The sequence below is a fragment of the Stenotrophomonas sp. TWI700 genome, assembly GCF_039673645.1.
GTDB lineage: Bacteria > Pseudomonadota > Gammaproteobacteria > Xanthomonadales > Xanthomonadaceae > Stenotrophomonas > Stenotrophomonas maltophilia_AA.
The window spans coordinates 1-15,724 of sequence record NZ_JBDJMB010000045.1 but is presented as its reverse complement, the minus strand read 5'-3'; the positions used below and the strand labels follow the sequence as shown (position 1 = coordinate 15,724).

The following is a 15,724-nucleotide window of genomic DNA, read 5'->3' as shown; positions in this document are numbered from 1 at the left end:
CGCCGCCTTGATTGGCGCCGGGGGGGGGGGTGCTCGGCCGGGCTGGGGGGGTGGTGGGGGGGGGCCCCACCCCGGGGCGCCACCTACCGGGTCACCCCCTGACGTCGCGCGGTAGATCACGACCGTTGGTCGTGATCCGCGGTTTACCAGTTCCCCGCCAACAACGCCTCCGCCAACACCTGCAGCTTCGGTGAGGCCTGGCGCGAGGGCGGGTACACCAACGACAGCACCCGGCTGCGCCCCTCGAACGCTTGCAGCACCCGCTGCAGCCGGCCGTCGGCGAGCGCATCGGCCACGGCAAAATCCATCACCTGCACGATGCCGATCCCGGCCAGCGCGCCTTCCACCAGCGGGTCGCCGCTGTCGAACACCATCCGCGCCGGCGGGGTGAACTCGCGCAGCTGACCGTCGGCCTCGCGGAACTGCCAGTCCACCAACCGCCCGCTGCGCAGATTGCGGACCGCCAGGCAGGCGTGATCGTGCAGTGCGTCGACGCTGGCCGGTTCTCCGTGCCGCGCAATATAGGCCGGCGAGGCGACCGTGACCCAGTTCAACGGCCGCAGGGGCCGCGCCACCATGCGCACATCGCTGATCGGCCCGGTGCGCAGCGCCGCATCGAAACCTTCCTCGACCAGATCGACCAGCCGGTCATTGAGCACCAGCTCGAACTGCAGCTGGGGATGGGCGGCCATCAACTGCCCGGCCAAGGGCACCAGCACCTTGCGCCCGAACATTGACGGCGCGGTCAGCTTCAACACGCCCGACGGCGTGGACGGCCGATCGCCCAGGCGCCGCTCGGCATCCTCCAGCCCGCTCAGCAGCGGCGCGCAATGTTCGACGAACTGGCGGCCATCCGGGGTCAGGCTGACGTTGCGCGTATTGCGGTGGAGCAGGCGCACACCGAGCGCGCTTTCCAGCCGCCCGATCGCCCGCGACAGCCCGGACTGGCTGATCCCCAGCTGGCCGGCGGCGACCGTGAAGCTGCGTGCTTCGGCCACCTGCACCAGCATGCGCACGGCGTTGAGGTCCATCGCTCCTCCGATTCATGCGGATATGCATGACAGATATCGAAGTATCCGGGTTTATTTATGCAGCGTCATCAATGAGACTGCCCACCTTTCTTACGTCCCACCGAGTCGGCATGACCTCCCCCCTGTCTCCCGCTGGCGCCCCGGCGCTGGCGTTCCCCCGCCTGGCCCTGGCCCTGCTCGCCACCGCCCAGCTGATCATCGCGCTGGATTCCACGATCATCTTCGTCGCCCTGCACGAGATGGGCGCGCAGCTGCACATCAATGCCCAGCAGCTGCAGTGGATCGTCAGCGGCTACACGGTGGCGTTCGGCGGGTGCCTGCTGCTGGGCGGCCGTGCGGCCGATCTGCTGGGGCGCCGCCGGGTCTATCGGCTGGGCATGGCACTGTTCGCGCTGGCCTCGCTGGTCGGCGGCTTCAGCAACAGCGCCTGGCTGCTGATCGCCGCCCGCGCGGTGCAGGGCATCGGCGCGGCGCTGCTGTTGCCGGCCACGCTGGCGCTGATCAACACGCTCTACGCCGAAGGCGCGCCACGCAATCGCGCGCTGGCGATCTGGTCGATGGCCAGCGCCGGCGGCCTGGCCTTGGGCACGTTGCTCGGTGGCGTGCTGACCCAGAGCTTCGGCTGGGCCTCGGTGCTGCTGGTGATCGTGCCGTTCGCCGGCGGCTGCGCGCTGCTCGGTGGCTGGTGGCTGCCGCGCGACCCCGCGCCGCTGGCCGGCCGCTCGTTCGATCTGGCCGGCTGTATGACGGTGACCGTCGGCGGCAGCCTGCTGGTGACCACGCTGGTGCAGGGCCCGGAGTGGGGCTGGCTGGCGCCACGCACGCTGATCTGCCTGGTCGTGTCGGCCGTGATGCTGGCGGCCTTCGTGCAGATCGAACGCCGCAGCCGCGACCCGCTGATGCAGTTCGCGCTGCTGCGCCTGCGCAGCCTGCGTGCGGCGATGCTGCTGACGATGCTGTTCATGAGCAGCTACGGCGTGCAGTACTACTTCCTGGCGCTGTACTACCAGGATGGCTATGGCTGGAGCGCGCTGCAGGCGGGCCTGGCGTTCCTGCCACCGACCCTGGTGTGCACGTTCGGCATCCGCATCGCCGAGCGCATGCTCGCCCGGCGTTCGCCGCGCTAGGTGCTGACGGTGGGCATGCTGGCCGGCGCGGTCGGCATCGCCGCGGTCGCCGTCGCGCTGCCCCATGGCGCGACCTACTGGGCGCTGCTGCCGGGCATCGTGGTGCTCAGCCTGGGCCAGGGCATCACCTGGACCTCGATGTGGATCGTGGCCGGGCAGGGCGTGCCGGCCGCGCAGCAGGGCGTGGCCTCCGGCATGGCCGCCACGGCACAGCAGATCGGTGGCGCGCTGGGCCTGGCGCTGCTGGTAATGGTGGCCAATGCCGGTCGTGGCAGCGCGGGTGCCAGCAGTGACGCGGCCCTGCAGGGCATGATCAACGCGCAGTACGGCGCGGCGCTGTTCGCGCTGCTGGGCGTGGGCGTCGCGCTGTGGCTGCGGCCGCAGGAAGATGCCGCGACGCCGGCGCCGACGCCGGTGTGCGCGGGTGAAGGATAAGCCGATGACCGACCTTCTTGCCTTGGGCCAGGCACTTGAGGCCATCGCGGGATGCAGCAACGATCGTGACGTGTGGGACCGGTATGGCTGGGTCTACGCAACCGACGGCGACGAACGTGATGCCCGGTTCTGGTTGTCCGACCATGACGCTGAGCATGACGACCCCAGCGTTGAAGCGTTCGCCGGCCAGCATGCGCTGAGCACGTACCTGGAGGCCGCCACCTTCGCTGATGTGCTGGACGTGCAGAAGCGCCAGCGTCCGTTGTCCACGCTGGACGACTACGCGCAGGCGCTGGCGTACTACAGCGAGTACGACGCGTTCCTGCAGGTGGCGGGCATCGATGAGGCCCTGGGCGAGGCGACGGCCGAGGCACGACAGGCCGCGCGTGCGCTGGGCGTGGGGCGCGGGATTTTCGCCGCGTTCGACGTGGCGCTGGTGCAGTGCCCGGCATCGAAGGTGAAGGACGCTGCCCGCATCGTTGCAGCGGTGCTGGATGTCCCGGTGGGCCGGGCGTTGGCGTTGTGCCGTGACCTGCCTGTGGAACTCGGTCGTGACCTGGAGCGCCCGCGTGCCGCTGCCATTGCGGCGGACTTCCAGGCGGTCGGCATCACGCTGGAGATGCGGGGATACCGCGCGTTTCCGTGGATGGAGGCGCCTGCGCTGGGCTGATGTCCGGGTGCCGGCCAGCGGCCGGCACTACCCGGGGTGAACGCGTGTCATGCAGGCGGCAACGCGACCAGCTGCGGCTGCAGGGCGGTGAAGATGCGCGCCAGACGCTGCGCCCAGGCCTGCTGGCCGGCGGCGTCGGCAATCAGGTCCTGGCGGATCTCCAGCTCCACGTGCAGCAGCCCGCGGCCTTCGCCATGCACCGGCACGGCATAGTCGCTGGTGCTGCTGACCGCGTAGGGCTGGTTGTCGCCCACTACCAGGTCGCCTTCATTGCGCAGCGCATCCAGCAGGCGGTGTGCGAACCGCGTGTCGCGGTGGTACAGCACGCCGGCATGCCACGGCCGCTCGGCGTCATTCATGACAGGGGTGAAGCTGTGCATCATCACCAGCAACGTCGGCCGGGCCTGCGCCTGGCGCGTGTCCAGCTCGGCATCGATGCGCGCATGGTAGGGCGCATGGATCGCCGCAATGCGCTGTTGTCGCTGCAGCGCAGACAGGCCCTGGTTGCCGGGCACCACGGTGAGGTCGCTGACCGCCGGCATCAGCGTGGGCGAGGCCAACGGCCGGTTGCAGTCGATCACCAGCCGCGAGTACGTCTGGGTGATCGCCCACGCATCCAGCAGGCGCGCCAGTTCCACGGTGACCCCGGCGATACCGATGTCCCAGCCGATGTGGCGGTCCAGCTCCGCCTGCGGCAGCCCGAGCCCGGCCAGTGACGCCGGCACCTGCTGCCCGGCATGGTCGGCGATCAGCAGGAACGGTGAGCTTCCCTGCGCCTGGTGCACGGTGAACGGCGCCGGGTCGGCCGGCCCCAGCAGGGCCGTACCGGTGTCTGCATGGGCGAACGAATCAGCCACGCGGGGTGCCGTCCAGATGGTGCTCGATCATCCACAGGCCGGCCCACAGCTTGGCATCCAGCTCGTAGCCCTGGCCCATCTTCTCGACCAGCCACGCCGCGGCGCGGGCGCGCGGAATCTCGTGCACGGTGATGTCTTCGCTGGCATCGCCACCGCCCTCACCCACCTTGCGCAGGCCGGTGGCGCGCACGAAGGCGATCTTCTCGCTGCTCGCACCGGAGGAGGTCGGGCCGATCATCAGCACCTCGGCGTGCTCGGCGGTCCAGCCGGTTTCTTCCTCCAGCTCGCGCACGGCGGAAACCTCGATCGACTCGCCGGCATCGATGTCGCCGACCAGCCCGGCCGGCATCTCGATGGTCCTGGCCTGCAGCGGGATGCGGAACTGTTCGACGAACAGCACGGTGTCTGCCGGGGTGACCGCGATGATGATCGCGGCCAGGCCGCCGGCGTGGGTGCGCTCGCTGTATTCCCAGGTACCGCGCACAACCATGCGCTGGTACTTGCCTTCAAACACAACCTTCGGGTCTTGCGTAGTAGGGCTCATGCGAACTCGCTGGCAACGGAAGAGGAATCGGACAGGCCGGCGGCGGTGAACAGGCGGCGACGGGTCAACGGCCCGAACCGCAGTGCATCGCACAGGCCCTGCAGCATCTGCGCGTCGGCCACGCCACGGCTGAAATCAACGGCGGCGCCCTCCAGCGGGGCATCCAGCGCAATCGTGGTCAGCTGGCGCCACAGCAGCGCATGCTCGCGCTGTTCGCGCAGCCGCACCGCCATCTGCGCCGCACCGCGCAGGCGCAGGAAGGGCACTTCGTCCAGGCGCTCATACAACACGTCCAGGCTGCCGAAATGCGCCAACAGAACGGCAGCCGATTTGGCGCCCACGCCGGTCACGCCGGGGATGTTGTCGACCGCATCGCCGCACAGCGCCAGGTAGTCGGCGATCTGGTGCGCATGCACGCCGTGGCGGGCTTTGACCCCGGCCATGCCCCAGCGCTGGTTGCGCGCGTAATCCCACTGCTCGTCATGCTCGAACAGCAGCTGCGAGAGGTCCTTGTCGGCGGAGATGATCACCCCGCGCATGCCGGCGTCGCGGCGCGCGTGCAGGGCGCTGCCGATCAGGTCGTCGGCTTCGTATTCGTGGTGGGCCAGCACCGCCAGGCCGAGCGCGGTGCACAGCGCCTTGCAGTGTGCGAACTGGCGGCGCAGCGCATCCGGCGCGGGATCGCGGTTGGCCTTGTAGGCGGCGTAGATGCGGTGGCGGAAGCAGCTGTCCAGCGCTTCATCGAACGCGATGGCGATGTTCGCCGGCCGCTCGCGCTCGAGCAGGTCGAGCAGGAAGCGCGCGAAACCGTGCACGGCATTGGTCGGCCAGCCCTGCTGGTCCTGGAACTCATCCGGCATCGAATGCCAGGCGCGGAACACGTACAGGCTGGCATCGACCAGGTACAACGGCGCACGCAGCGGCGGTGGGGCCATGCCGGGGCCGGCAGCAAGGGCGGACATCTCAGCCCTCCCAGTCCTGCAGCAGCGCGGCGGGATCCGGGCGCTCACGCTCGGGAACCGCGGTCTTCGGCGTGCCGATGTGGATGAAGCCGGCGATCTGTTCGCCCTCGGCCAGGCCCAGGTGGGCGTGCACGGCGGGGTCGAAGGCCATCCAGGCGGTCAGCCACTGGGCGCCGAAGCCCAGCGCCTGCGCGGCCTGCAGCAGGGCGAAGCAGACGCAGCCGGCGGTCATCAGCTGTTCGGCCTCGGGCACCTTGGGGTTCGGGCGCGGGCTGGCGATGACGGTGATGATCAGCGGGGCATGGGAGAAACGCTGGCGGTCCTTGTCCAGCTGGGCCGGCGACACCTGGGGGTCGCGCTGGACGGCGCGCTCGGCCAGGAACGCGCCCAGACTGTGACGCGCATCGCCGGTGATCCGCAGGAAGCGGTACGGCACCAGCTTGCCGTGGTCGGGCACGCGCACGGCCGAGGCCAGCATCCGCAGCAGGGTCGCCGGGTCGGGGCCGGGCGCGCCGAGTTGCTTGGCGGGGACCGAACGGCGGGCGTCCAGGGCATGCAGCGCGGGGGGAACGGACATGGGCTCTCGATCTGGCTTCACGGTGCCCCGATTATAGTCGCGACCGTTTGTGACACGGTCCGGGGTATCTCGGTGCAATTTGCGACAAATCGTGATGAACATCACCTAATCAGCGGACTTCCTTCACGTGGCTGTACTCGCTTCCGGGGCCTGCTGCGCTTACGATACAAAGCCTGCCGGGCCACCGGTAACGAGGTTTAAAGTGTCGACTGTTTCATTGTCTCTGACCGGTCGGCCGGCCTGCCATCCGAACGTGGGCGCATGGGGTGCGCCGGCGATCGTTGTTTCCATGCTGTACTCAGTGCCTGCGAGGGTGGGGAGCCTTTTCGCATGATTGCCACGCCCAATGTAGGGGGGCACCCGGGCCGTGACCCGGCGTTGTTGAAGATGGCCCGCGAGGCCGTGCTGCCGGGGCTGGTCGAGTCGTTCTCGACGGTGCTGGCGCGCTTCGATGATGTGCTGTTCGACCGTGCCGGTACCGCCGGCGCGTCGCAGTTGCTGTTCCTGGATGGCATGCGCGAGCTGCGCCGCCGCCGGGAGGACATCGTGTCCGGCTTCCGCGCCCACCTGGCCCAGGCCTGGGATGCGCTGGAGCGGGGCGAGCCGCTGTCGGCCGAGGCCACCCTGGCCGGCCAGATCGAGGACGGGCTGAGCCTGGTGCCCGAACACGTACTGGAATCCCGGCTGGCGGTGCGCAACTTCGCCACCGTGCTGCTGCGCGATTTCAAGCCGGTGCTGTCGCGGCTGGACCGCCGCCTGGGCGTGATCGCCGGCGGCCTGGAACTGCAGGCCGATACCAACCCGATCAGCCCCGAACACCTCGGCGTGGCCATCCACGAGGCCTTCGCCGACTGTGAACTGGCCCCGGAAGTGCGACTGGTGCTGATCAAACTGTGCGAGCGTGACCTCCAGCAGCCGATCGGCAAGCGGTACGACTATCTGGACGAACAACTGGCCGCGGCCGGCGTGATGCCGCAGATGGCCGCGCGCCGGCCGGCGCCGCGCACACCCTCGCCGCCACCGCGCGATGACCGCGAGGCCTTCGATGGGTTCGAGACCGAGGCCGGGCTGGGCGCGGCGGGCGACGAGGGGCAGGCACCCGCCTGGGCCCGTCGTTTCGCCGACCGCTGGGCCGAGAGCCGTGGCCGCCTCCAAGGTAGCGGTGGCGCGCAGGCCGCGCATGGCGAGGGCGGTGAGAGCCTTGGCGGCAACCAGGGCATGCTGCTCGATGCCCTGCATGAACTCCTGCAGCAGACCCGCCACGTGCGCGAGGACGCGACCTCGGCGGCCAGCGTCGCGGTGGGCCAGCAACGCCCGTTGAGCCAGCGCGAGATGATGTCGGTGCTCTCGCTGCTGCAGGCCACGCCGAGCGCGACCCTGCGCGCGGCGATCGGCGAGGACGGCGAATCGCTGGCGCAGCGGCTGAAGAGTGAAGTGCTGTCCGGCGCGACCCGGCTCGGGGTCGATCCCGCGCAGGCGCGGCTGGACCCGCAGGACGAGGACGCGATCGACCTGGTCGGCATGCTGTTCGACGTGATGCTCGACGAGCGCGACCTGGAGGGCCGCTCGCGCGAGCTGATCGGCCGGCTGGTGGTGCCCTTCGTCAAGGTCGCCATGCTCGATCGCCGCATGTTCGTGCAGAAGACCCACCCGGCGCGCAAGCTGCTCAACTCGCTGGCCGAGGCCTGCGAAGGCAATACCGGCGAGAGCCAGGCCGAGCGCGTGCTGATGGGCAAGGTCGAGGAGATCATCGAGCGCCTGGTCGCCGAGTTCAACGAGAACCTGGCGATCTTCCTGACCCTGGAAGAAGAATTCCGCGATTTCCTGACCCAGCACCGGCGCCGGATCGAGATCGCCGAGCGGCGTGCCGCCGAAACCCAGCGCGGTCAGGAAAAGCTCGAAATGGCCCGCCAGCGCGCCAGTACCGAACTGGACCGCCGGATCGGCGATACCACCTTGCCGCAGGCGATCGGTGAATTCCTGCGCCAGCCGTGGCAGCACCATCTGACCCTGACCGTGCTGCGCGAAGGCGAAGACGGGGCCTCGGTCGGTGAGGCACTGAGCCTGGCCGATGGCATGCTGGAAGAAGTGGCCGAGGCGCGCCGGCACATCGTCGGCAAGCCGTGGCTGCAGGCCTGGCATCCGGCGCTGCGCAAGGTGTTTGCCAGTGTCGGCGTGCATGCCGATGCGGCGACCAGTGCCATCGATGCGCTGCACGACACCCTGCAGGGCATCGCCGAATCGCGCCCCGAGCTGGAACGCGCGCTGCCCGAACTGCCGCAGGTGGCGCTGCCGTCGCCGCCGACGCAGGAATCGGCGGCGGTCGAGCTGGGCAGCAAGGTCGATGTCAGCGATTTCGACAATGCCGATGCCGACCGCTTCCGCGGCCTGGAGATCGGCACCTGGCTGGATTTCGTCGACAAGGACGGCAAGGTCCAGGCCGGCAAGCTGTCCTGGGTGAGCCCGATTTCCCAGCGCCTGCTGTTCGTCAACCGGCGCGGGGTGCGCTTCTGCGTGGCCTCGCCGGAAGAACTGGCGGTGATGGTGCGTCTCGGTCGCCTGCGGGCGCATATCGACGATGGCGCGTTCGACAGCGCCATGCAGGGCGTGATCGATCGGCTGGATACCAGGAACGCCACCGTGCATTGAGCCGTCGGGCCACGCTGGCCCGACGATCAGGTTACGATCAGCCCACAATCCGCTGATCGTCGGGGACAGGCATGGCTGTCGAGGTGTTGGTGGTAAAGGAACATGCGCCGGGGGAACGGCGCGTGGCGATGACGCCGGAAACGGCGCGCAAGCTGATCGCGCTCGGCGCGGGCGTGTCGTTCGAGCCAAACGCCGGGTTGGCTGCCGGCTTCCCCGATGCGATGTATCAGGAGGTGGGTGCGCAGCCCGCCGATGACACCCGCCTGGGCCAGGCCGACATCGTGCTGTGCGTGCAGCCACCGTCCAACGACCGCCTTGCGCGGTTGAAATCCGGCGCCAGCCTGATCGGCATGCTGCACCCGCAGGCCGACGCCGAGCGGGCCGGCCTGATCCAGTCGCGCGGCCTGCAGGCGTTTCCGCTGGAGCGCTTGCCGCGCACCACGCGCGCGCAGTCGATGGACGTGCTCAGTTCGCAGGCCGGCATGGCCGGTTACAAAGCCACGTTGATCGCCGCCCAGCGCGCACCGCGCTTCTTCCCGATGCTCACCACCGCCGCCGGCACGATCCGTCCCTCCAAGGTGCTGGTGGTCGGCGCCGGCGTGGCGGGCCTGCAGGCGATCGCCACGGCGCGTCGCTTGGGCGCGCAGGTGGAAGGCTTCGATGTGCGCCCGGAAACCCGCGAGCAGATCGAATCGCTGGGCGGTAAGTTCCTCGACCTGGGCGTCAGCGCGGTCGGCGAAGGTGGCTATGCGCGCCCGTTGACCGATGAAGAACGCGCCGAGCAGCAGCGTCGCCTCGGCGAGCATCTGCGTACGGTGGATGTGGTGATCTGTACCGCCGCCGTGCCGGGGCGGCCGGCGCCGAAGATCGTCAGCACCGCGATGGCGCGTGGCATGAAACCGGGCAGCGTGATCGTCGATCTCGCTGCGGAAACCGGCGGCAATTGCGAGGCCACGCAACCGGGCGAGGTGGTGGACCTGGACGGCGTGCTCATCGATGGCCCGCTCAACCTGGCCAGCCAGGGCGCGGTGCATGCCAGCGAGATGTACGCCCGCAACGTCTACAACTTCGTCGCCCTGTTCCTGAAAGAGGGCGCCGTCAGCTTCGACTGGGACGACGAACTGCTCGCGAAAACCCGCTGGGTCGCCGCCTGAAAAAACGGGGACGGAGGTAGTTAATAATCCCCTCCGTCCCCGTTAATTGCTCAGCGCTTGGGCGGCGGCGGGGCAGGGTTCGCCTTGAGCCAGGCCTTGCGTTCGTCCGGGGTCATCCGCGCCCAGCGGTCGCGCAGGTCCTGGCGCTGTTCCGGGGTCATGCTGCGCATCTGACCGAACAGTGCGCGCGCCTGCTCGCGCTGCTCCGGCGTCATGTTCTCGAAACGGTGCCGGCCCCGGTGCGCCTGCGCGCGCTGTTCCGGGGTCATGCTCAGCCAGCGCTGGCCGTGCTGCAGCATGCGCTCGCGCTGCGGCGCCGGCGCGTCGTTCCAGCGGTCACGCACGGGCGCGATCAACGCCTCGCGCTGCTGCGGGCTGAGGGTGTCCCAGTCCGGCAGCGGGGCGGTCTGGGCCCAGCCGGCCGCACTCAGGGTCAGCAACACCAGCCCGAGGGGCAGTCGCAGTTTCATCATCACTCCATTGCCAGGTCGGTACTGCCCAGCCATACATACAGATCGGGATTTTCGTCGAGGACATCGCTGCCGTCATCGGCCGCGCTCGCCACGACCGCTGCCGGCGGGGCGGTCGATTCGCCGAGGAGGAAACTGTAGCCCAACGCCAGCGCGACCACCGCCGAACAGGCCGTGGCCATCCACCAGGACGGGGCGTGCCGCTTGGCCGGTGAGGCGGCATGACGTGCGCTGCGCAGCCGCGCCAGCGTAACCGGCGAGAGCGTATCCAGCGCCTGCGCATGCAGCTGCCGCAGGGCGGCATCGTCATGCATCGAAGGGGGCAGGGGGCGGTTCACAGGGCGATCTCCAGAGACTGCTGCAGCGCCTGGCGGGCGCGCGAAAGATGGGTTTTGACCGCGCCTTCGCTGCAGCCCATGGCCTTGGCCGTGGTGGCGCCGTCCAGGTCCTGCAGCACGCGCAGAGTGAAGGCCTCGCGCTGGCGGGCGGGCAGCTCCCGCAGCGCCTGCACCAGCTGCGCGTACTGGTCGCGCTGCTCATGGGCCTGGGCCGGGCCGGGCGCGTGGTCGGCCCAGTCGATGTCATGCTCGCCGCCGGTATCGTCGCTGCTGCGCCAGAACTTCAGGCGGAAGCCACGGCGGCGCTGCAGATCCACCACGCGGCGGCGCAGGATGCTCCAGAACAGCGGCGCCCACTCGGCGGCGGGTTTGTCGCGGTAACCGAGCATCTTCAACATGCTGTCCTGCACCGCATCCAGCGCGTCGTCGCGCTGGCGCAGGCCGGCCTCGGCGAAGCGGAACGCGCGCGGGCCGATCCCGGCCAGGAACGCATCCAGCGACACCGGCAGCGCCACCTCGGGCGTGGCAGACAGGTCGGCATCCGTCGACGGTAGGGGAGAGCTCACCAGCACAGGGTAGCGTTCCGGCAGGGGGATACCGTGAGAACGCGCCAGGGCGGCTGCGGTTGACCGGCCTGCCCGATTGGTTCAGCGCATGGTTATGATGCAGGGGACGGGATGACCGCCTGGGAGAGTGACTGCAATGAGCGACGGGTTCGTGGCGTTGTACATCTTCATGCTGGCCGCCATTGCCGGCCACGTGATCATTTCACGGGTGCCGGTGATCCTGCATACCCCTTTGATGTCCGGGTCCAACTTCATCCACGGCATCGTGCTGATCGGCGCGATGGTGGTGCTGGGGCACGCGCAGACCCCGCTGGAGAAGATCATCGGCTTCATCGCGGTGGTGCTCGGCGCGGGCAACGCGGCCGGCGGCTACGTGGTGACCGAACGCATGCTCGACATGTTCAAGCCCAGCGCCAAGCGCGACGCCGGGGAGAAGACGCCTTGAACGTGACCACCGCGCAACTGCTGCAGTGGCTGGTCCAGGTGAGCTATCTGGTCGCCGCGACCCTGTTCCTGCTGGGCCTGCAGCGCATGGCCTCGCCGATGACCGCGCGCAGCGGCATCCGCTGGGCCGGGCTGGGCATGCTGATCGCCACGGTGGCGACGTTCTTCCTGCCCGAACTGCACAACATCCCGCTGATCCTGGCAGCGGTGGCGATCGGTACCGGCGTGGCGTGGTGGTCGGCCAAGCGCGTGGCGATCACCGACATGCCGCAGATGGTGGCGCTCTACAACGGCATGGGCGGCGGTTCCGCGGCGGCGATCGGTGCGGTCGAACTGCTGCGCTTCTCGTTCCTGGCCAACCGCGATACCACCCATTGGAGCGAGCAGGCGCTGGCTGATCTCGCCGCGCGCCAACCGTCGGCCACCGTGCTGGCGCTGGCCGTGATCGGCTCGGCGATCGGCGCGGTCTCGCTGTCCGGCTCGATCATCGCCTGGGCCAAGCTCGACGGGCGCCTCGACCGCCGCGTGACCTTCCCGGGGCAGCAGGCGTTCAACCTGCTGGTCGCGCTGGCGATGGTGGTGCTGGGCATCTGGGCGGCGGTGACGCTGAGTCCGGTGGCGATCATCAGCTTCTTCGTGGTCGCGCTCGCGCTGGGCGTGCTGATGACGCTGCCGATCGGAGGCGCCGACATGCCGGTGGTGATCTCGCTGTACAACGCGTTCACCGGCCTGGCCGTGGCCTTCGAGGGCTACGTACTCGGCAACGAGGCGCTGATCATCGCCGGCATGATGGTCGGCGCGGCCGGCATCCTGCTGACCCGCCTGATGGCCAAGGCGATGAACCGCCCGATCAGCGGCGTGCTGTTCTCCAACTTCGGCGGCGGCGGGGTCGCGCAGGAAATCAGTGGCGCACAGAAGCCGATCGAGGCCAGCGATGTCGCCGCGATGCTGGCCTTCGCCGAGCGCGTGGTGATCGTGCCCGGCTACGGCATGGCCGTGGCCCAGGCGCAGCACAAGGTGTGGGAGCTGGCGCAGCGCCTGATCGATCGCGGCATCAAGGTGAAGTTCGCGATCCACCCGGTTGCCGGGCGCATGCCGGGGCACATGAACGTGCTGCTGGCCGAAGCGGGCGTGCCCTACGACCTGATCGCCGACATGGACGACATCAACCCGGAGTTCCCGAACACCGACGTGGTGCTGGTGATCGGTGCCAACGACGTGGTCAATCCGGTCGCGCGCACGGATCCGGCCAGCCCGATCTACGGGATGCCGATCCTGGACGTGGTCAACGCCCGCAACGTGGTGGTGATCAAGCGCGGCAAGGGCACCGGCTTCGCCGGCATCGAGAATGCGCTGTTCTACGCCGACAACGCCCGGATGCTGTACGGCGATGGTGCCGGTGCGGCGAGCGCGCTGGTCAGCGAACTGAAGGCGCTCGACGGCGGGCATTGAGGCGGATGCGATGGTCACGACCAACGGTCGTGACCTGCCGGCGTCCGTGCGCGGTCACCCGGTCATCGGTAGCCCACGACCGTTGGTCGTGGGGCGATTACCTCGCCACCCACCAGCCCACGACCAGCGCCACGCCCAGCCACAGCCATTCGACCGCGCCGTTGGCCAGGCCGCTCAGGGTCCAGGCCAGATAGGGCCCCATGCGCAACGCTGATTCCCATGGGGTGAGCCCCATCGCGCCGCCGAGGTAGGCCGAGGCGATGCCCCAGTTGGCGGCCAGCGCCACCAGCACGGTGGCCAGCAGGGTCAGCACCACCCGGGCAGCACCCGCGCGCAGGGTCCCCAGGCGCAGCATGAAGACGATCTCCAATGCCGCAATAACCGCCATCCAGCCGGCCTGGCGGCCGGTGAGCAGGGCGATGAACAACCAGGCCAGCGTGGCCGTGACGACACCAAGCAGAAACAGCGGGGGCCAGAGCCAGTGGCGGCTCCGGACAGGCACGGACGTGGGCGACATGCAATCTTCCTGTGAGTCCGGACAGGATACCGGCTTGCGGGGTGACCGGCGCATGGGCGGCCACTGGGCTAAAATGGTCGCCTTGCGGGAATTGGCCGCGACCCCCATATCGATCCACATGTATTCCCGTAGCAGTGAACCTGTCCACTTCGAACGCGACTGCGAGGCCGTCATGGTCCCGCAGGGCGAAACGGTCACGCTGCCCGCTGGCAGCTATGGCTATATCACCCAGGCCCTGGGTGGCAGCTATACCGTCTTTGTCGAAGGCAATCTGTTCCGCATCGCCGGCAAGGATGGCGATGCCATCGGCAAAGAGGCGCCCCCGGCGCTGGAACTGCCTGCCGATGCCTCCGACGAGGAGGTCGAGAAACTGGTGTGGCAGCAGCTGCGCACCTGCTTCGACCCGGAAATCCCCTTCAATATCGTCGATCTGGGTCTGGTCTATGAAGTGGACCTCAAGCACCTGGACGACGGCCGGCGCGAGGTCGAGATCAAGATGACCCTGACCGCGCCCGGTTGCGGCATGGGCGAGATCCTGGTGGATGACGTGCGCAGCAAGCTGGAAATGATCCCGACGGTGGCCGAGGCCGACGTCGAGCTGGTGTTCGACCCGCCGTGGGGCCGCCACATGATGTCCGAGGCCGCCCGGCTCGAAACCGGCATGCTGTAACCGCCCATCGCCAGCCGGCGTCACGGCGTTCCCCGTAACCAGAACAGGAAATATCCGGTGTCCCAGTCTTCCGTGAGCTTCAACACCACCCGTTCCGCCCAGCCGCGCAGCAGCGAGGAGCGTGAGCGCATCCTGGCCGCCCCCGGTTTTGGTCTGCACTTCACCGATCACATGGTGGAGGTGCGCTGGGACAAGGACACCGGCTGGCACGATGCGGTGGTGCGCCCGTACGGCCCGCTGCAGCTGGATCCGGCCGCCGCGGTGCTGCATTACGGCCAGGAGATCTTCGAAGGCATCAAGGCCTACCGCCACGCCGACGGTTCGATCTGGACCTTCCGCCCGGAGGCCAACGGCCGCCGCCTGCAGCGTTCGGCGCAGCGCCTGGCGCTGCCGGAATTGCCGGTTGAGATCTTCGTCGAATCGCTCAAGCAGATGATCGCCGTGGACGCCAGCTGGGTGCCGTCGGCCGACGAATCCAGCCTGTATTTCCGTCCGTTCATGATCGGCGATGAAGCCTTCCTCGGCGTGCGCGGCGCGCACAAGGCCGGCTACTACGTGATCGCCAGCCCGGCCGGCCCGTACTTCGCCAAGGGCGTGGCCCCGGTGTCGATCTGGCTGTCCACCGAGTACGCGCGCGCGGGCAAGGGCGGCACCGGCGCGGCCAAGTGCGGTGGCAACTACGCCGCCTCGCTGCTGCCGCAGCAGAAAGCGCAGGCGCAGGGCTGCTCGCAGGTGCTGTTCCTGGATCCGGTCGAGGGCAAGTACCTGGAAGAACTGGGTGGCATGAACGTGTTCCTGGTCTACAAGGACGGCACCCTGGTGACCCCGTCGCTGTCGGGCAGCATCCTGGAAGGCATCACCCGCGAAAGCATCCTGCAGCTGGCGCGCGACCGCGGCATGAAGGTCGAAGAGCGCAAGGTCACCCTTGATGAGTGGAAGGACGGCGTGACCTCCGGCGAGATCGTGGAAGCGTTCGCCTGCGGCACCGCTGCGGTGGTCACCCCGATCGGCCAGCTCAAGGGCGAAGGTTTTTCGGTGGGCGACATCAACGCCCCGGCCGGCGAAGTGACGATGTCGCTGCGCAAGGAACTGACCGACATCCAGTACGGCCGCCTGCCGGACCGTCATGGCTGGCTGGTCCGCCTGGACGCCTGAGTCCTCGGGGTCTGAGCTGAAGCATCGAAACCCGCCTGGCGACAGGCGGGTTTTTTGTTGCCGGTTCGACATCGGTAGTGCCGGCCGCTGGCCGGCTCTGCAGGAT

General features: G+C 68.9%; 16 protein-coding genes and 1 pseudogene. 8 read left to right on the top strand and 9 right to left on the bottom strand.

The features are described 5' to 3' along the window. Window positions 1–143: 143 nt before the first annotated feature. Window positions 144–1,031 (bottom strand): LysR family transcriptional regulator, encoded by an 888-nt coding sequence (locus ABE473_RS18195; protein ID WP_346490467.1) that lies wholly within the window; start codon window positions 1,029–1,031, stop codon window positions 144–146. A gap of 110 nt (window positions 1,032–1,141) precedes the next feature. On the opposite strand from ABE473_RS18195, the pseudogene ABE473_RS18190 reads away from it, so the two are divergent. Both ABE473_RS18190 and ABE473_RS18185 read left to right on the top strand, forming a co-directional pair. Next, window positions 1,142–2,593 (top strand): annotated as a pseudogene (locus ABE473_RS18190) (MFS transporter). A gap of 4 nt (window positions 2,594–2,597) precedes the next feature. Next, entirely contained in the window at window positions 2,598–3,263 is a 666-nt protein-coding gene (locus tag ABE473_RS18185; RefSeq protein WP_346490466.1) for a hypothetical protein, read from the top strand. Window positions 3,264–3,310: 47 nt separating this feature from the next. Here the strand turns inward: ABE473_RS18185 and ABE473_RS18180 are convergent, their stop codons facing one another. From ABE473_RS18180 to ABE473_RS18165, 4 genes are read right to left on the bottom strand one after another with little or no spacing between them, the layout of a single operon-like run. Beyond that, window positions 3,311–4,120 carry an N-formylglutamate amidohydrolase gene (locus tag ABE473_RS18180; RefSeq protein WP_346490465.1) on the bottom strand — a complete coding sequence of 270 codons (810 nt, stop codon included), beginning with the start codon at window positions 4,118–4,120 and terminating at the stop codon, window positions 3,311–3,313. Next, the gene (locus ABE473_RS18175; RefSeq protein ID WP_346478239.1) at window positions 4,113–4,664 is read right to left on the bottom strand and encodes an NUDIX hydrolase; all 552 of its coding nucleotides are present in this window, start codon (window positions 4,662–4,664) and stop codon (window positions 4,113–4,115) included. Before ABE473_RS18175 ends, ABE473_RS18180 begins: the two co-directional genes overlap by 8 nt. Then, entirely contained in the window at window positions 4,661–5,599 is a 939-nt protein-coding gene (locus ABE473_RS18170) for a 5'-3' exonuclease H3TH domain-containing protein (RefSeq protein WP_176990451.1), read from the bottom strand. Before ABE473_RS18170 ends, ABE473_RS18175 begins: the two co-directional genes overlap by 4 nt. Window positions 5,600–5,627: 28 nt before the next feature. Then, window positions 5,628–6,203 carry a nitroreductase gene (locus tag ABE473_RS18165; RefSeq protein WP_346490464.1) on the bottom strand — a complete coding sequence of 192 codons (576 nt, stop codon included), beginning with the start codon at window positions 6,201–6,203 and terminating at the stop codon, window positions 5,628–5,630. Window positions 6,204–6,533: 330 nt separating this feature from the next. Between ABE473_RS18165 and ABE473_RS18160 the strand changes: the two genes are divergently transcribed. After that, window positions 6,534–8,852 (top strand): DUF1631 domain-containing protein, encoded by a 2,319-nt coding sequence (locus ABE473_RS18160; protein WP_346490463.1) that lies wholly within the window; start codon window positions 6,534–6,536, stop codon window positions 8,850–8,852. Window positions 8,853–8,923: 71 nt separating this feature from the next. After that, window positions 8,924–10,006 (top strand): NAD(P) transhydrogenase subunit alpha, encoded by a 1,083-nt coding sequence (locus ABE473_RS18155; RefSeq protein ID WP_346490462.1) that lies wholly within the window; start codon window positions 8,924–8,926, stop codon window positions 10,004–10,006. A gap of 50 nt (window positions 10,007–10,056) precedes the next feature. Here the strand turns inward: ABE473_RS18155 and ABE473_RS18150 are convergent, their stop codons facing one another. From ABE473_RS18150 to ABE473_RS18140, 3 genes are read right to left on the bottom strand one after another with little or no spacing between them, the layout of a single operon-like run. Continuing rightward, complete coding sequence (locus tag ABE473_RS18150; protein ID WP_346490461.1) at window positions 10,057–10,479, bottom strand: DUF3106 domain-containing protein; 423 nt, start codon at window positions 10,477–10,479, stop codon at window positions 10,057–10,059. Further along, window positions 10,479–10,790 carry a hypothetical protein gene (locus ABE473_RS18145; protein WP_346490468.1) on the bottom strand — a complete coding sequence of 104 codons (312 nt, stop codon included), beginning with the start codon at window positions 10,788–10,790 and terminating at the stop codon, window positions 10,479–10,481. Before ABE473_RS18145 ends, ABE473_RS18150 begins: the two co-directional genes overlap by 1 nt. A 20-nt stretch (window positions 10,791–10,810) precedes the next feature. Further along, complete coding sequence (locus tag ABE473_RS18140) at window positions 10,811–11,386, bottom strand: RNA polymerase sigma factor (protein WP_346490460.1); 576 nt, start codon at window positions 11,384–11,386, stop codon at window positions 10,811–10,813. 130 nt (window positions 11,387–11,516) lie between these two features. Between ABE473_RS18140 and ABE473_RS18135 the strand changes: the two genes are divergently transcribed. Together ABE473_RS18135 and ABE473_RS18130 are read left to right on the top strand one after the other, a co-directional pair. Further along, a complete protein-coding gene (locus ABE473_RS18135) occupies window positions 11,517–11,825 on the top strand; it encodes an NAD(P) transhydrogenase subunit alpha (protein WP_121044596.1) in 309 nt (102 codons plus the stop codon). Next, window positions 11,822–13,276, top strand: a complete 1,455-nt coding sequence (locus ABE473_RS18130) for an NAD(P)(+) transhydrogenase (Re/Si-specific) subunit beta (protein WP_176990317.1) — start codon at window positions 11,822–11,824, stop codon at window positions 13,274–13,276. Before ABE473_RS18135 ends, ABE473_RS18130 begins: the two co-directional genes overlap by 4 nt. Before the next feature lie 97 nt (window positions 13,277–13,373). Here the strand turns inward: ABE473_RS18130 and ABE473_RS18125 are convergent, their stop codons facing one another. Next, on the bottom strand, window positions 13,374–13,793 hold the full coding sequence (locus tag ABE473_RS18125; protein WP_346490459.1) for a hypothetical protein: 420 nt from the start codon (window positions 13,791–13,793) through the stop codon (window positions 13,374–13,376). Window positions 13,794–13,911: 118 nt separating this feature from the next. Between ABE473_RS18125 and sufT the strand changes: the two genes are divergently transcribed. Continuing rightward, window positions 13,912–14,463 carry a putative Fe-S cluster assembly protein SufT gene (gene sufT, locus ABE473_RS18120; RefSeq protein WP_179460832.1) on the top strand — a complete coding sequence of 184 codons (552 nt, stop codon included), beginning with the start codon at window positions 13,912–13,914 and terminating at the stop codon, window positions 14,461–14,463. 57 nt (window positions 14,464–14,520) lie between these two features. After that, entirely contained in the window at window positions 14,521–15,618 is a 1,098-nt protein-coding gene (locus tag ABE473_RS18115) for a branched-chain amino acid aminotransferase (RefSeq protein ID WP_179460833.1), read from the top strand. Window positions 15,619–15,724: the final 106 nt, after the last annotated feature.

Excerpts from the sequence above, each read along its gene's own strand:
- ABE473_RS18195 (WP_346490467.1), bottom strand. The coding sequence starts at position 1,031 with ATGGACCTCAACGCCGTGCGCATGCTGGTGCAGGTGGCCGAAGCACGC.
- ABE473_RS18185 (WP_346490466.1), top strand. The coding sequence starts at position 2,598 with ATGACCGACCTTCTTGCCTTGGGCCAGGCACTTGAGGCCATCGCGGGA.
- ABE473_RS18175 (WP_346478239.1), bottom strand. The coding sequence starts at position 4,664 with ATGAGCCCTACTACGCAAGACCCGAAGGTTGTGTTTGAAGGCAAGTAC.
- ABE473_RS18170 (WP_176990451.1), bottom strand. The coding sequence starts at position 5,599 with ATGGCCCCACCGCCGCTGCGTGCGCCGTTGTACCTGGTCGATGCCAGC.
- ABE473_RS18165 (WP_346490464.1), bottom strand. The coding sequence starts at position 6,203 with ATGTCCGTTCCCCCCGCGCTGCATGCCCTGGACGCCCGCCGTTCGGTC.
- ABE473_RS18160 (WP_346490463.1), top strand. The coding sequence starts at position 6,534 with ATGATTGCCACGCCCAATGTAGGGGGGCACCCGGGCCGTGACCCGGCG.
- ABE473_RS18155 (WP_346490462.1), top strand. The coding sequence starts at position 8,924 with ATGGCTGTCGAGGTGTTGGTGGTAAAGGAACATGCGCCGGGGGAACGG.
- ABE473_RS18150 (WP_346490461.1), bottom strand. The coding sequence starts at position 10,479 with ATGATGAAACTGCGACTGCCCCTCGGGCTGGTGTTGCTGACCCTGAGT.
- ABE473_RS18145 (WP_346490468.1), bottom strand. The coding sequence starts at position 10,790 with ATGCATGACGATGCCGCCCTGCGGCAGCTGCATGCGCAGGCGCTGGAT.
- ABE473_RS18135 (WP_121044596.1), top strand. The coding sequence starts at position 11,517 with ATGAGCGACGGGTTCGTGGCGTTGTACATCTTCATGCTGGCCGCCATT.
- ABE473_RS18125 (WP_346490459.1), bottom strand. The coding sequence starts at position 13,793 with ATGTCGCCCACGTCCGTGCCTGTCCGGAGCCGCCACTGGCTCTGGCCC.
- sufT (WP_179460832.1), top strand. The coding sequence starts at position 13,912 with ATGTATTCCCGTAGCAGTGAACCTGTCCACTTCGAACGCGACTGCGAG.